The organism is Parasphingorhabdus sp., assembly GCF_048267785.1.
Lineage (GTDB): Bacteria > Pseudomonadota > Alphaproteobacteria > Sphingomonadales > Sphingomonadaceae > Parasphingorhabdus.
The window spans coordinates 197983-212935 of the sequence record NZ_JBLWWU010000003.1 but is presented as its reverse complement, the minus strand read 5'-3'; the positions used below and the strand labels follow the sequence as shown (position 1 = coordinate 212935).

Annotated in this window: 11 protein-coding genes and 1 pseudogene; 7 read left to right on the top strand and 5 right to left on the bottom strand. The window is 58.4% G+C overall.

Translation table 11 applies throughout. From position 1 onward, the window contains the following. A pseudogene (locus ACN0VD_RS04290) lies at nt 1-281 on the bottom strand (hypothetical protein); the annotation flags it as partial. 227 nt (nt 282-508) lie between these two features. On the opposite strand from ACN0VD_RS04290, the gene ACN0VD_RS04285 reads away from it, so the two are divergent. Beyond that, complete coding sequence (locus ACN0VD_RS04285) at nt 509-1948, top strand: M20/M25/M40 family metallo-hydrolase (RefSeq protein ID WP_417591961.1); 1440 nt, start codon at nt 509-511, stop codon at nt 1946-1948. 125 nt (nt 1949-2073) lie between these two features. Here the strand turns inward: ACN0VD_RS04285 and ACN0VD_RS04280 are convergent, their stop codons facing one another. Next, nucleotides 2074-3312: a mechanosensitive ion channel family protein gene (locus ACN0VD_RS04280; protein WP_417591959.1), complete on the bottom strand. Its 1239-nt coding sequence runs from the start codon at nt 3310-3312 to the stop codon at nt 2074-2076. A gap of 167 nt (nt 3313-3479) precedes the next feature. Between ACN0VD_RS04280 and ACN0VD_RS04275 the strand changes: the two genes are divergently transcribed. Further along, a complete protein-coding gene (locus ACN0VD_RS04275) occupies nt 3480-3638 on the top strand; it encodes a hypothetical protein (RefSeq protein WP_417591957.1) in 159 nt (52 codons plus the stop codon). A 122-nt stretch (nt 3639-3760) separates the two neighbouring features. Here the strand turns inward: ACN0VD_RS04275 and ACN0VD_RS04270 are convergent, their stop codons facing one another. After that, nucleotides 3761-5047, bottom strand: coding sequence for an OmpP1/FadL family transporter (locus ACN0VD_RS04270; protein WP_417591955.1), 1287 nt, complete (start codon nt 5045-5047; stop codon nt 3761-3763). A 226-nt stretch (nt 5048-5273) separates the two neighbouring features. On the opposite strand from ACN0VD_RS04270, the gene ACN0VD_RS04265 reads away from it, so the two are divergent. After that, a complete protein-coding gene (locus ACN0VD_RS04265; RefSeq protein ID WP_417591953.1) occupies nt 5274-6569 on the top strand; it encodes a M20/M25/M40 family metallo-hydrolase in 1296 nt (431 codons plus the stop codon). Between the two features lie 647 nt (nt 6570-7216). Here the strand turns inward: ACN0VD_RS04265 and purD are convergent. Further along, nucleotides 7217-8497 (bottom strand): phosphoribosylamine--glycine ligase, encoded by a 1281-nt coding sequence (gene purD / locus ACN0VD_RS04260; protein WP_417591951.1) that lies wholly within the window; start codon nt 8495-8497, stop codon nt 7217-7219. Between purD and xseA the strand changes: the two genes are divergently transcribed. From xseA to ACN0VD_RS04245, 3 genes are all read left to right on the top strand, one after another. Beyond that, nucleotides 8496-9962 carry an exodeoxyribonuclease VII large subunit gene (gene xseA / locus ACN0VD_RS04255; RefSeq protein WP_417591949.1) on the top strand — a complete coding sequence of 489 codons (1467 nt, stop codon included), beginning with the start codon at nt 8496-8498 and terminating at the stop codon, nt 9960-9962. The two genes, purD and xseA, sit on opposite strands and share 2 nt — an antisense overlap. 82 nt (nt 9963-10044) lie before the next feature. Continuing rightward, nucleotides 10045-10254, top strand: a complete 210-nt coding sequence (locus tag ACN0VD_RS04250) for a DUF2093 domain-containing protein (RefSeq protein ID WP_417591947.1) — start codon at nt 10045-10047, stop codon at nt 10252-10254. Then, on the top strand, nt 10251-11123 hold the full coding sequence (locus ACN0VD_RS04245; RefSeq protein ID WP_417591945.1) for a M23 family metallopeptidase: 873 nt from the start codon (nt 10251-10253) through the stop codon (nt 11121-11123). Before ACN0VD_RS04250 ends, ACN0VD_RS04245 begins: the two co-directional genes overlap by 4 nt. Nucleotides 11124-11142: 19 nt before the next feature. Here ACN0VD_RS04245 and ACN0VD_RS04240 read toward each other — a convergent pair whose 3' ends face one another. Then, nucleotides 11143-11730 carry a hypothetical protein gene (locus ACN0VD_RS04240; protein WP_417591943.1) on the bottom strand — a complete coding sequence of 196 codons (588 nt, stop codon included), beginning with the start codon at nt 11728-11730 and terminating at the stop codon, nt 11143-11145. Between the two features lie 38 nt (nt 11731-11768). Between ACN0VD_RS04240 and ACN0VD_RS04235 the strand changes: the two genes are divergently transcribed. Further along, a complete protein-coding gene (locus ACN0VD_RS04235) occupies nt 11769-14915 on the top strand; it encodes a TonB-dependent receptor plug domain-containing protein (RefSeq protein WP_417591941.1) in 3147 nt (1048 codons plus the stop codon). Nucleotides 14916-14953 lie beyond the last annotated feature (38 nt).

The window sequence follows — 14953 nt, the reverse complement described above, 5'->3', positions numbered from 1 at the left end:
GCGCCGCTGGCCACGGCCTTGCCGGTCACCATTATTTGTGACGAGGGCGGCGGTGGCGGCGGCGGAGGTGGTGCCATAGAGGGCGAGGCGCGCAGCGCGCCGGTCCGTCTGTTGGCGTAGCTTTCATCATTGATCCGCGAGAATATGCTGCAGTTTACCGGATGCGGCGGAGCCGGTCGGGCAATCGAACGCGCGTCGAGTGACGGTGTCGCAGATGTCAGCGCAAGGCCGGCAACCGCCAGCAGCGACAGGCTTTTTCCTGGAAAATTGAAATGCCGCATGGTTCCCTCCATTGTTCCGACCCGATCGCAAAGCTGGCAGATCATGCCTGACTGGAAAATGAACGCATGATATATTGTTACATATGTCGGGATGCTGGATTGACCGGGAAAGGCGTGGCCAGGCACTCAACAATGGGGCGCGGCATTGCCCTTCAACCCGATACAGACAGAATGATTTACATTCCTTATCCATCAGATAAGATGCGATTTTTCAGGGGGGAATTGCTGTGACTGCACAGAAGACGACACAAAGATATTCTGGCCGGCTGGCGGCCCTATTATTGGCGGGTGTTTTCACTGCCCAGCCTGTTCTGGCGCAAGAGGGTGCCGCGTTGACGCCGCACCAGCAACTGGCACGTGATATATACCGTGATGTCATCGCATTCCGTACGGCGCGCGGTCAGGAACAGGTTCCGACGATGGTCTCCTATCTTGTCGACCGCTTCAAGAAGGCCGGGTTCAGCGATGATGATATCCGCGTCACCGATTATGACAGCGACGGTGAAAAAACCCAGGGGCTGATGGTCACCTATCGCGCAAAAGCCGGCAGCACCGCCAAGCCGATTGTCCTGCTCGGCCATATGGACGTGGTCGACGCGCTGGCGAAGGACTGGGTGCGCCCGCCCTTCACCCTGACCGAAGAGGACGGCTATTTCTTCGGCCGCGCCACGATGGACAATAAATATGGCATCACCAATCTTACCTCGACTTTCCTGCGGCTCAAGGCGGAAGGCTGGCAGCCTTCGCGCGATCTGGTTCTGGTTTTTTCCGGTGACGAGGAATCCGGCATGGTCTCGACCGAGGCACAGGCGAAATATGTGGCGGAACATATCGATCCGGCCTTCATCCTGAACAGCGATGCCGGCGGGATCGCGCTGGCGGAAGATGGAACGCCCGTCGCCTTTCGGGTGCAGTCTGCGGAGAAGACCTACGCCACTTTCGAACTGACCGTGCATAATCCTGGTGGTCATTCCTCCCGCCCGCGCGCGGACAATGCGATCTACGAACTGGCCGAGGCGCTGGGCAAAATCGCCGCCTATAAATTTCCGGTGCAGGCGACGGATTTGACCAGAAGCTATTTTGCTACCGCCGGAAAACTGACTCCTGGCGAGATGGGGCAGGCAATGCTGCGCTTTGCCGAAGACCCGTCCGACACATCGGCTATCGTGACCTTGCAGGCCGATCCGGAGTCCGTCGGCACGCTGGGGACGACCTGTGTCGCCACCATGTTGCAGGCCGGCCACGCAGAAAATGCCCTGCCGCAATCCGCAACGGCAACCGTCAATTGCCGGATATTCCCCGGAGTGGGGGCTGCTGCAACAGAGGCGAAGCTGAAAGAGATCATCGGCAATGACAATGCCAGCATCAAGCTGATCACCGATGTGACGGAAAGTCCCGAATCGGAACTCCGCGACGATGTCAGAGCGGCGATCCGCTACAGTATCGACAAGCGCTATCCGGGGCTGCCGATCCTGCCATATATGGAGTCGGGCGGCACCGACGGCATGCATTACCGCGCGCTGGGCTACGACACGGTGGCGCTCTCGGGTGCCGCGATGAAAGCCTCCGACATGTTTGCCCATGGCCTGAACGAACGCCTGCCGGTCGCGTCTTTCTATGGCGGGCTCGATCACTGGTACTGGATATTGAAAAAGCTGGCGGAATGACCGCTGGCGCCAGATGGCCCCGTCATGTCGCCGAACAGGGTCGTCAGGTCGAATATGCAAAACTCGTCCGTGACATGCAGTTGGCAGCGGATTTTGTTCGGTGACGTGACCAAGTTTTTCCGTCGTTACGCCGCCAGACCGCGTTGCAAATCCAGACCGCTCGGTTCCTGGAAGGGACGCAACCCGAATTCGGGCAGGATCGCCAGCATATGGTCGAAAATGTCCGACTGGATATCTTCATAGGCGTTCCACTCGGTCGTGTTGGTGAAACAGTAAATTTCTATTGGCAGGCCTTTCGGCGTCGGGTCGAGCTGGCGCACAAGCAGGGTCATGTCCTTGGTAATATGGCTGTTGGCGCGCAGATATTCGACGACATAGGCACGGAATGTGCCGATATTGGTGACGCGGCGGGCGTTGACCTCGTCGCGCCCGGCCTTCTCGATCGCGGCATTCCATTCGCCCAGTTCAGCCTGTTTGTGGCCGAGATACTCGTCCAGCAGCTGGAAACGGCGAAACCCGTCTTTTTCCTCGCGCGTGAGGAAGCGGATGCCGTTCTGGTCGATGAAGATCGATCGTTTGATCCGTCTCCCGCCCGCTTCGGACATGCCGCGCCAGTTTTTGAAGCTCTCCGAAATCAGTCGATGGGTAGGAATGGTCGTAATCGTCTTGTCCCAGTTCTGCACCTTGACCGTGTGCAGCGCGATGTCGATGACGTCGCCGTTCGCATTGAGCGCCGGCATCTCGATCCAGTCGCCGACCCGCAGCATGTCGTTCGAGGTGAGTTGTACAGAGGCGACCAGCGACAGCAAAGTGTCCTTGAACACCAGAAGTATGACCGCGGCCATCGCGCCGAGGCCCGACAGGAGAAGCAGGGGAGATTCATCCATCAGAGCAGAGATGATCAGGATCGTGGTGCCACCATAGAGAATGATCTTGAGCAGCTGGATGAAACCTTTGATCGGTCGGGTCGCGGCCTCGGGTCGATGATCGTAAATTTCGTTGGCGAGGGTAAGCGCCTTACTGAGCGCCATTCCGATGAACAGAATGATCGAGGCGGAAACCACGTTGCTGACCAGGGTGACAACCGCTGCCGACAAGTGCGGCACCGCAACGATCCCGTTCGAGATGATAAGTGCCGGCACGATATTGGCGAGTCGTGCTGCGACGGGCACTGGCGTGATGTCATCATAGGGCATCCAGCGCGTGACAATGCGCAGCACGATGTGCTTGATGATGAAATTGGCGATCCACGCAATAGCGAGGAGAATGCCGATGCCGACAAGCGTTTGCCCCCCGGGCGCAAGGTTGGGAAGGAAGGGGATGCTGTTTATGATGGATAGAGTTTCGCTCTGGAACTGCTGCATGGTGTCATGCCCGCGAGGGTGCGGGTTCTGTCTCCGTTTTCGATGATGTGAGGCGAGCCTGAATTATGACCGGCGGCACCGTCAGTGTCAACTGTAGCGACGGGACGCGTTTTACCCCTCGACATCTTGCTCCCCATGCTATTGACTATTCGTCATCAGCCCCGCCCATGGTCAGGAGATATCTGACTTTTCTCAACACCGAACTGACCCGGGATCACGCGGATCAGGATTACGGCGATACGGTGGCGATTTCCGGTGCTGCGATGAAAGCCTCCGACATGATTGCCCATGGCCTGAACGAACGCCTGCCGGTTGCATCTTTTTAAGGCGGGCTGGATCACTGCTACTGGATGTTGAAAAAACTGGCAGAATAATCACTGGTGCCAGATGGCCCCGTCATATCGCCGAACAGCGGACCACGACGGGGCACATCGCCTGGGGTGTCCGCCTAGAAAACAAAGCCCACCGAAAAACCGATAGCCGTCTCTGCAAGGCGGATATTCGCTTCGCCGCCTCCAAAGGGTGCGGGGATCGATCCGGAGCCGTAAACCGTCTGGCGCGGCGCGCGCATCGCATAGCCGGTGATCTCGATAGTGTCCGATGCCCTGACCGTCGCGCCCACAGTATAATGATCACGGACCACGCCCGGCGCCAATATGTTGAGCAGGGTTTCCGATTGCGGGACCGGGTTGTTCGAGCGGCCATAGCCGGCGCGCAGGGTCAGCTTGTCGCTGGCCTGATAGACCGCGCCGACTTTCCACACGTCGATATCGTCCCAGCCAAAGCCGGGGCCATCATCCGCGCCAAAGGGGACGCCCTGTAACAGCGACGCGATGGGGTTGCCGACCGAGTTGACGCCGGAATATTCGATATGTTTGAAATCCACGCCCAATGTCAGCTTCGGCGTCGCGTCGACCGAAACGCCCGCGCCCCAGGATGCGGGCATGTTGAAGCCGCCTTGCTCGGCGAACAGTCCGGCATAGCGGTCGAACTCGGTGGTCCAGACTTTCGACTGGTAAAAAGCGCCGACGCGGAAATTGTCACCAAAGCTGCCGAGATAGCCGACGCGGAAACCCGCGCCAAAGGCCCAGTCTTCGCCGCGGTTGGTGAAATTCGCCGGGTCCTGCGAATTGGCTGCGAACGGCTGGATGCCCTCGACCTCAAAGCTTTGCACGACGAAATGCGGCGACAGGCCGAGACTCTGCCCTTCGGCAAATTCCACCGAGATGGTCGGGGCAATCGAAATCTGGCGCAGGTTCACGCCAGCCGGGCCGGTCGCGCCGAAACTGGCGAAGGGATTGGTCTCGTAATCGGTGTTCATGCCGCCATTGCCGTTGACCGCAATGCCGACCGAAACCGTGTCGGACAAAGGCCGGACATAAGCAAATTCGGGCAGGATGAAGGGATTGGCATCATTGCCCGAATAGACCCCGTCGAGCCCCGCCTGATTGCCGATAATCTCGGAACCGCGGTCGGGGATGAAAACTTCGAAGCCGACATCCAGCCGGTGCTCGATGGCGGTCGCGGAAGCCGGGTTGCTGGCGATAGAGAAAGCGTCCTGCGGCATAGCAATGGCCACGCCGCCCGCGCCCTTGGCCTTGGCACCGACCCCGTTGAGGAAATAGCCATCGGTCGCCTGCGCCGCACCCGGCATGCAAAGCGCCGCACCGGCGAGCAGGATAGTGGCCAGCGAACGGATCGGGCGACTGGCGGCAGGGGTAGGGAAACGGGACATGACGATACGACCTTCTTCTGATGCACCGGCGGGGTGGGAGAGGGTGTTCGCCGGAGCGCGTCCCTAGCGATCCGGACGCGCGCACAGCAAGTTAGATATGGTTGCGGGCGACGTAGCTGAGCTTGACGTGGTGGGGGCGCGCAGATGCCTCTTGCGGTTGGACGCAGGGGCGCTAGTTTCGACCATCAATGCCAATATCCACGACCGATAAGAAAAGGCCTCCCATATGTTCGCGATAATGAAAGCCGCCACGTCCGCCTGCCTGCTGCTTGCTGCCATCACGAGTGCGAGCGCCAGTGACCGGTCCATTCTCGACGCTGTCGAGGCCAATGGCGCGGAGCAGCTGCAATTGCTCGAAGCGTCGGTCAACCAGAATTCCGGTTCGCTCAATGTCGAAGGGGTCCGCAAGGTTGGCGAAATCTATCGGCGCGAACTGGAGGATATCGGCTTTGCGGTGCGCTGGATCGACATGCCGCCATCGATGGGGCGCGGCGGTCATCTGGTCGCCGAACGGGACTTTGGCGAGGGGCCGAACCTGCTGCTGATCGGCCATCTCGATACGGTGTTCGAACCCGACAGCCCCTTCCAGCGCTTCGAGCGCGATGGCGACAAGCTGCGCGGACCCGGCATCGCTGACATGAAGGGCGGCAATGCAGTGGTCATCTATGCCATGCGGGCGCTGATCGAGGCAGAAGCGATCAAGGGCGGCAAGGTGACGATATTCTTCACGGGTGACGAGGAAAGCACCGGTAGCCCGCTTGCAACGGCCCGCAAGGATCTGATCGCGGCCGGCAAAGCCGCCGACTATGCGCTCAACTTCGAAGGCGGCAGCCCCGAATGGGGCGTGATTGGCCGGCGCGGCTCGTCGAAATGGAAGCTCGAGGTGACCGGAAAGCGCGCCCACTCCTCCGGCATTTTCAGCGACGACAGCGGCGCCGGAGCCGCCTACGAAATGGCGCGCATATTGAACCGCTTCTACGGCGAGGTTCGCGGACCATCGGGCTTGACCTTCAATCCCGGCATGGTCGCGGCGGGCTCGGCGATCGACCCGGTCGGCAGCGCCGGAGCGGTCACGGTCAGCGGCAAGGATAATGTAATTGCCGAAACCGCGATTGCCTCGGGCGGCCTGCGCTTCATGAATGAAGCGCAATTGCGCGCCGCAGAAGCGCTGATGCGCGGCATCGTCGAAGACAGCCTGCCGCACACGCAGGCGACGATCACCTTTCAGGACCGCTATCCCGCGATGGAACTGACCAAGGCGAACGAAGCATTGCTCGAACGCCTCAACGCCGTCCATGCGCGGCTCGGTCTCGAACCCGCCAAATCCTTCCCGCCCGAAGGTCGCGGCGCCGCGGACATCAGCTTCGTAGCCCCCTATGTCGCCAGCATGGACGGACTGGGCGTATCCGGCACCGGCTCGCACACGGTCGAGGAAGAAATGGACCTCGGCAGTCTGCAACAAGCCACGCAACGCACCGCCTTGCTTGTGGCGGATTTGCTGGGGAGTGATCCGGAGCAGTGATGACCTCCCTCTCCCGTGCGGGAGTTTGTTTCGGCCTGTAGCCGAAGCAAACTGTTTGAGAAGACTTGGCAGCTCGCTGCCTAGTCGAAGCTGGGTGAGGGTGTGCCGGACCTTATTTGCACAGCAGCCCACTATCCGAGCATCCTCATCCAACTGCATCTAGCCGCCTGCGCTGACGCTTTGGTGGCAAGATTTCATATCCTTCTCCCTCACGAGAGAAGGTTTAAAAACCGCTGTCCTACACTCCGCCCAATCCGTTATGATCGCACACGCTCCGCGCCATGTGCGGGGCCGGCTCTTTGACAATCTGGATAGGATAGGAGCGCTGGCGGCTGCGCACTTGTTTCTCGGGGACCGGTTTGGGTGGGAATCCCAAAAGTTACACTAGACGGCCGGTTGGTTTCCTACAAGTGCTGGAATTCTGCGGCCAAGGGGCGAAGGTCACACAAAATAAAAACGGATGTCTGTGTAAAGTTCACGACGCGCCGGAAAATGGTCGGGCTTGCATGAAGACACAAAGCGCAATCTCTTAGCGCCTTGGTGTCTTCGCGCGAGCCCATGACCATGCTCCCCCGCTCACGGCACGCGAAAACCGTTTCTTGGCCTGAACTTTGACGAACTTTGGAACGCCGGGCCGCCAGAAAAGTCTATTCTCCGGCCTCCCGGGCAACCTCCCGCCAGCCGATATCGCGCCGGCAAAAGCCGCTCTCGAAATCGATCTGGTCAACCGCCGCATAAGCCCTGGCCTGCGCTTCGGTGGCATTGGCTCCCAATGCGGTGACATTGAGCACGCGGCCACCATTGGCGACCAGCGCGCCGTCGACTTCCGCCGTACCGGCATGGAATATCTTGGCGTCTTCGCGCTCGGCTCTGGCGAGATTCTGGATCTTGCCGCCTTTCTCCGGTGTCGAAGGATAGCCTTTCGCGGCCATCACCACGGTCAGCGCGGTTTCCGGCGCAAAAGCCGGGGCGCTGGTCTGGGCGAGGTCGCCTTTGGCGGTGGCCATCATCAGCTTGGCGAGATCGCTTTCCAGCCGCATCATCAGCACCTGGCATTCCGGGTCACCGAAGCGGGCGTTATATTCGATCAGCTGCGGGCCGGTGTCGGTCAGCATCAGCCCGGCGAACAGCACGCCGCTATAGGGCGTCCCCTCGGCCGCCAAAGTGTCGACGGTCGGCTGGATGATCTGCTCCATCACCTGTTGTTGCAGGGCGGGGGTGAGGACGGGGGCGGGGCTATAGGCGCCCATGCCGCCGGTATTCGGGCCGACATCGCCTTCGCCGACGCGCTTGTGGTCCTGCGCGCTGCCGAAGGGGACGACATTCTCGCCGTCGGTGATCGCGAAGAAACTGGCTTCCTCGCCGGTCAGAAATTCCTCGATCACCACTTCGGCGCCGGCTTCACCGAAGCTGCCGTCGAACATGTCGGTGATCGCGGCTTCGGCCTGCTCGCGGGTTTCGGCGATGATCACGCCCTTGCCGGCGGCCAGCCCATCGGCCTTGATCACGACGGGAATGGAAAAGCCGTCGAGCGCCTTGAGCGCGTCGGCGGCGCTGGTGGTCCGGACATAGCCGGCGGTGGGGATATTGGCGCGGGCGCACAGGTCCTTGGTAAAGCCTTTCGAGCCTTCCAGCTGCGCCGCCGCCTTGTCCGGGCCGAAGACGAAAATGTCGGCGGTGCGCAGGCTTTCGGCGAGGCCGTCGACCAGCGGCGCTTCCGGGCCGACGACGACCAGATCGATGTCATGCTCGCCGCAGAACAGGATGACTTCGCCATGGTCGGTGATGTCGAGCGTGACCAGTTCGGCGTGCTGCGCGATGCCGGGATTGCCGGGCGCTGCGTAAAATTTCCCGAGCATTGGGGATTGCGCCAGCTTCCAGGCCAAGGCATGTTCGCGGCCACCCGAACCGATCAACAGGATATTCATGGACGATTCCCTCTCATTAGACGCGAAGCTCCTAGCCGAGAGCGGGCAGGGTGACAACGCCCCGCCTTTGTCGGTTTCGGAAATTTCAGGCGCGCTCAAGCGAGTGGTCGAGGATCGCTTCGGCTATGTCCGGATCAGGGGCGAGATATCGGGCTTCAAACGCGCGGCCTCCGGCCATGTCTATCTGGCGCTGAAAGATGACAAGGCGGTTCTCGACGGAGTGATGTGGAAGGGCAATGCCGGACGGCTGCCGTTCCGGCCCGAAGATGGCATCGAGGTTGTCGTCTCGGGCAAGCTCACCACCTATCCCGGCCGCTCCAAATATCAGGTCGTGATCGACAAGATGGAACTGGCGGGCGAGGGGGCGCTGATGGCCCTGTTCGAGAAGCTCAAGGCCAAGCTGCTCGCCGAGGGCCTGTTCGACCAAGACCGCAAGAAGCCGATCCCGTTCCTGCCGAAAACCATCGGCGTGGTCACCTCGCCGACCGGTTCGGTGATCCGCGATATCCTCCACCGGCTCGCCGATCGCTGCCCCAGCCATGTCATTGTCTGGCCGGTGCTGGTGCAGGGCGAGGGTGCGGCAAAGCAGATATCCCACGCCATTCGCGGCTTCTCCGAGATGGCGCCGGACGGTCCGGTCGCCCGGCCCGATCTGGTGATCGTCGCGCGCGGCGGCGGTTCGATCGAGGACCTGTGGAGCTTCAACGAGGAAATCGTGGTCCGGGCGGTCGCGGATTGCACGATCCCGATCATCTCCGCCGTGGGGCACGAGACCGATACGACGCTCTGCGATTTCGCCGCCGACCTGCGCGCGCCAACGCCGACGGCAGCGGCAGAAATGGCGGTGCCGGTCCGGGCGGAATGGCTGGCAACCTTGTCGGAAAGCAAGGCGCGGATGGCGCGCAGCGTGCAGCGCAGCCTGAGCACCGCCCAGGAACGGCTGGAGGCGCAACGCCGTCTGATGCCGGCGCTGACCGATCTGCTCCGTCCGCACCAGCAGCGGGTCGACGAGACGTCCGAGCGGATGAAATATGGCATGAGCCAGAATATCGCCCACGCCCGCAGCCGCTTTTCGGCAAGCGCCGGGGCTTTGCGACCGTCTATATTGAAGCAGCGGCTGGCCCGTTCGCAGGAGCAGTTGAAACGGCTCGATCTGCCGGTCAGTCTGGTGCAGCGCCCGCTCGACGACGCGCGGCAGCGGCTCGACGCGCTATGGCGGCTGGCGCAGCAGGTCTCTCCCGATGGTCCGCTGAAGCGCGGCTATGCGCGCGTGTCCGGTCCGGATGGCAGTCTGATTGCCAATCGCGCCGCCGCGATAAAGGCCGGTGATCTCGATCTGCATTTTCAGGATGGAACTGTTGGTGCGACGGTGACGGATAAACCGCCAGCCAAGCCAAAGCCCGCCCAGCCATCGGCGAGCCGAGTCAAAAAACAGCCGGATGACAGGCAGCGGGATTTATTCTAGAGGGATTTGCGGTAAGATCGGTCGACTGTAGCGATCATGACCGTAAATCGCTGGTAAAGGATTCAGGGAGTATAAGCGTCCTATGTTAATGTCCAATCGTAACAAGGTGGCAAAGCTGCATTATATGCCCAATGGTTTCCGACCGCTGTCGTCGGGAGACCATGTCCTTTGCGCGGTGACCGGCGAAGCGATTCCGCTCGACGAGCTTCGCTACTGGAGCGTCGAAAAGCAGGAACCTTATGCCACGGCACAGATTTCAGCGCAGGCTCATCTGCCGGAAAGCGAAAAGTGACCGGACGTTTTAAAGCAATATTTTGCGTCGCGACGATTGCGGCAGTGACTGTTCCTGCAGCAATTGTTTACGCCGAAACCGACGACGCGGAACAATCCGCGTTTCGGGAAGCGGTAAAATTTGGCTTCCGCGGTCAGGCAATTCAGGGCGGCGTCATGATAGGCGACGCGCCAGCCGGTACGCGTAGCCTGTCTTTTGATGGCAATCCGGTTCAGATGGATGATGATGGCAAGTTCATTATCGCGTTCAACCGCGATGCCGGTCAGGCTGCACAGCTGGTCGCGACGCTGGACGATGGCCAAACGGTCAGAAAATTCATCAATGTTGCGCCGCGCAAATGGCATATTGAGCATGTCAATATCAACCGTCGAGCGCGGACCGCCAGCGAATCATTCAAGCGCCGCCGCGCGCCCGAACTCGCCCAGATCAATGCAGCACGCAGCGCCATGAACGACAGCACCGGCTGGCGTCAGACCTTCATCTGGCCGGTCAAGGGCCGGATATCCGGCATGTTTGGCAATCAGCGCATCTATAATGGCGATCCCGGAAGCTATCACAGCGGTATTGATATCGCTGCTCCCACTGGCACTTATTATGTAGCACCCGCCGATGGCGTCGTTACGCTTGCGGCAACCAGCCCGTTTACGCTGGAGGGCAATCTATTGATGATCGACCACGGCATGGGTCTCAACAGCGCCTTTCTGCACAGTTCCGAGATATTGGTCAAAGAAGGTCAGCAAGTGAAACGTGGTGAACCGATCGGCCGGGTCGGCTCAACCGGCAGCGCCACCGGTCCGCATCTGCACTGGTCGATGAAATGGAACGCGGCGCGGATCGACCCGATCCTGCTGACCGGGCCGATGGAATAGCGCCTGTTCTGGTCAGGGTTTAATTAACGATCCGTTTTACCTTGAAGGCTCGCCCACCATTGACCTTGGCCATATAGCTCCCCAGAGCGGCCCGTTTAATCGTGATTGAATCGCCTGGCTTGGGGTCTCTCATGCTGCCGCGCGGGGTATCGGTCTGTAGCCAGACAGCTCCGTCTTCCAGTGTGATCACCCATTTGCCGCTGCGAATCGTCCGGGCTGTCTTTACCGTGCTTTCGATTTCCGCGATTTCATCACCCTCATCGCCATCGCCGTCGAACAGCTTGATTCTTGGCAAGGTCAGTCCAAACAGACCGCGCCGGGCTTCCCGCACTTGCTCGCGATCAGCGATCACAACCTGATTCGAGGCCTGGGCCGTTTGCAGAGCTGAGACTTTCTCATCAAAGCAAGCCAGTCGTGCCGCAGGTTCGGCAATATCCTTACAGGCTATCATCTCGGTATAAATGGCCGGCGGTGCTGTCAGGGCCTTTCTCCGATCAATATCCTGTGCAACTGCCGGGGTATAAAGACTTGCCGCCACGACAGCGGTCATTGCAAGCGTGCCTGCGTAAATCCATTTCGAAATCACCATCTCTATTTTTCCCGTCACTCTAATTCCCTCGTTTCCTGTGCATAAGCAATCGCAGCATGCGAGGCAATTCATTGTTCATCGTGGGATGCCTGTTCGCAAAAGAGCGGAAATCCATTCTGGAAACAGGCGGAACAACCAGTGATTATTGGCCTTTTTGGAACTGTGACAAAATAGTTACAATCTCTACAAAATCAGCGCTCTTCGCTGAACAGAACCTTTACAGTTCAGAAGCCTTGTTGCAATTGATCCCCAACTCGGTGGTCGAATCCGTGCGTTTGGGGCGCACAGATTGCCATCGATTAACAACCGGGGATGGCCATCACGGTCACCCTCTCCAGAATAAGGGACTGGATTACATGAGAAAATATTCAAACCTAAAGGCATCTGTCGCACCCATGGTGCTGGGACTTGCTATGGTTTCTACCCCTGCGTTCGCGCAGGATCAGGATGCCGATGAGATCGCAGAAAGCGTAATCGTTGTTACGGGGTCGCGCATTAGCAACCCTAATCTGGAGCAGTCCGCTCCGGTTAACGTTGTCAGCGGTGACGAAATTGATTTGCGTCAGGCAACCAATGCTGAAGAACTGATCGGTGAACTTCCAGGTGTTTCTCCAGGCATCAATGCCAGCGTGAACAACGGTAGCGCCGGTTTCGCATCTTTGAACCTGCGCAATGTCGGTACCAACCGTAACCTGGTGCTTCTAGACGGAACCCGTCTGGTGCCATCCAGCCTCGCCAGCGTGACCGATCTTAACATCATACCTATTGCTCTTATTGAACGGGTCGATATCGTAACCGGCGGTGCTAGCTCGGTTTATGGTGCAGACGCTATCTCGGGTGTTGCCAACTTCATCACCAAGCGTGATTTTGCAGGCGTTGACATGTCCGCTTCCTTCGGTGTGGCCGAAGAAGGTGATGGTCAGCGTTTCCGCACCGATATAACCATTGGTGCCAATTTTGACGATGGTCGCGGTAACGCGGTATTGAGCGTTGGTTATCAGAATGTTGACTCCGTGCTTCAGGGTGATCGGGCGATTTCGCAGAAAACTTTGTTTATCGAAGGTTCTGAAATCGGTTCCGGTACGTCAGTACCAACGCGCCTCAATGGTGATCAGTATGACCCCGCGACCGGAACTTTGGTGCCAACATACAATACTTTCAACTTCGCGCCGTTTAACTATTTCCAGACTCCTCTGGAACGGTTCAACATGTTCGGTTCAGCTAACTATGAAATTACCGACAATGTAGAAGTTTATACCAAGGGCATGTACACCAAGAGCACGGTCAGCCTTGCATTGGCGCCTTCCGGTTTGTTTGGCGACACTTGGCAATTGCCTCTGAACAATGCGTTCCTGACCCCAGCGATCCAGAACACGCTTTGCGCCAATCCGACTAACGCTGCGCTGATCGCCGGCGCTGGGTATGCCAATTGTGCTGCGGCTATCGCTGACGGCTTTGAGGTGCCAACCGTTATCAACCGTCGCTTGGTTGAGCAGGGTCCACGCATCACCGATTATGTGACTAACCAGTTCCAGATATGGGCTGGTGTTCGCGGTTCTGTTACTGACAATATCGTTTTTGACGTTTATGGCACATACGGTGAATCTGAACGGTCCCAGACCAACCGTAATTGGGGTCTGAAATCGCGCGTTCAGCAAGCTCTGCGCTCTAGCGATCCCAATGTTTGTAATGATCCATCGAACGGTTGTGTTCCAATCAATCTGTTCGGCGACGGTCAGAATATCACTGCTGAGCAGGTTGCGTTTTTCAACCAGCCAAGTACCGAAACCGTTAAAACATCGCTTTCTGTTGTGAACGGCAGCCTCTCCGGTGAACTGGGATCGGAAAGCTTCCTTTTCGCGGACACACCGATCGGCTTTGCTGTTGGTGCTGAATATCGCAAATATACCGCTGAGCAGCTGTCCGACGTTGCCAGTGGTACGCAGGACGAAGTCTTGGGTACCGGTGCTCCATCGCCAAGCTTCAGCGGCCAATATGACGTCAAGGAAGTCTTCGGCGAATTGATCATTCCGATCGTCGAAAATGTCCCCGGCATCTATAGTCTGACCGTCGAAGCTGGTGCTCGTTATTCGGACTATTCCAACTCGGGCGGAAGCACGACTTGGAAAGCTGGTGGTACCTGGGAGCCAGCTGAAGGCTACAAGATTCGTGGTATCTATCAACACTCTGTTCGTTCACCGAATATTGGCGAATTGTTTTCGCCCGTGGTTACAGGTTTGACCGCCTTGGCTGTTGATCCGTGCGCTGGTGCAAATCCGGTTGGGAACGCTTCGCTGACCGCCATTTGTATCGCTCAGGGGGCACCTGCTGGTACGATCGGCACCATTCCGGTTCCATCCGCTTCGCAGATCAATGCGACTTCTGGTGGCAATACGAACCTTGGACCTGAAACAGCGAACAGCTACACCATTGGTGTTGTGTTGACGCCACCATCGATCCCCGGATTGACGCTGACTGCTGATTATTACAACATCAAGATCAAGGGTGCCATTACGACACCTACGCCAGGTGACATTATCGATCCTTGCTTCTCAGGTGTTGACCCGTCGGCATGTGCTTTGATCGTACGTAACCCGTTGAACGGTTCGCTTAACGGCGGCGGTGATACTCCGGGTCTGTTGCTTCAGTTGACGAATCAAGGCCAAATCGAAACCTCCGGTGTCGATTTGCGCGTCGGATACCAGTTTCCAACCAGCTTTGGTAAAGTCGCTTTTGACTTTAGCGGTAACTGGACGGAGCAGCTGAAATTCAACTCCAACCCGGCTAACCCGACCTCGATTAATCGTGAATGCGTCAGCTACTATGGTGAAAACTGTGAACCGATCACACCGGAGTTCACGTTTAACCTGCGTTCCACGGTGAGCTTGGGCGATACGGTTGATATCTCGTTGCTCTGGACCTGGCTGGATGCGGTTTCTCTGGAACCACTGAGCGCTTCCTTCGGTGGTGCACTGCCGGAATATAGCTCGATCGGATCCTATAGCTACTTCGATCTGACCACCCGGTTCAACGTAAGCGATAACTTCGAAATGACCGCGGGCATTCAGAACCTGCTCGACAAGAAACCACCTAACGTTTCTTCCTACGTCGGTTCGAGCTCTTATAACTCGGGTAACACCTATCCGACGACTTATGATGCAATCGGACGTCGCTTTCAGGTTACAGGACGTCTGCGCTTCTAATCCGAAGTCAGTTTGACAAGATAAATAGAGCGGCGGGA

What these genes read in the sequence shown, in the direction of transcription:
- ACN0VD_RS04265 (WP_417591953.1), top strand. Translation starts at nt 5,274, where the DNA reads ATGTTCGCGATAATGAAAGCCGCCACGTCCGCCTGCCTGCTGCTTGCT.
- ACN0VD_RS04235 (WP_417591941.1), top strand. Translation starts at nt 11,769, where the DNA reads ATGCGAGGCAATTCATTGTTCATCGTGGGATGCCTGTTCGCAAAAGAG.
- xseA (WP_417591949.1), top strand. Translation starts at nt 8,496, where the DNA reads ATGGACGATTCCCTCTCATTAGACGCGAAGCTCCTAGCCGAGAGCGGG.
- ACN0VD_RS04280 (WP_417591959.1), bottom strand. Translation starts at nt 3,312, where the DNA reads ATGCAGCAGTTCCAGAGCGAAACTCTATCCATCATAAACAGCATCCCC.
- ACN0VD_RS04250 (WP_417591947.1), top strand. Translation starts at nt 10,045, where the DNA reads ATGTTAATGTCCAATCGTAACAAGGTGGCAAAGCTGCATTATATGCCC.
- ACN0VD_RS04270 (WP_417591955.1), bottom strand. Translation starts at nt 5,047, where the DNA reads ATGTCCCGTTTCCCTACCCCTGCCGCCAGTCGCCCGATCCGTTCGCTG.
- ACN0VD_RS04275 (WP_417591957.1), top strand. Translation starts at nt 3,480, where the DNA reads ATGGTCAGGAGATATCTGACTTTTCTCAACACCGAACTGACCCGGGAT.
- purD (WP_417591951.1), bottom strand. Translation starts at nt 8,497, where the DNA reads ATGAATATCCTGTTGATCGGTTCGGGTGGCCGCGAACATGCCTTGGCC.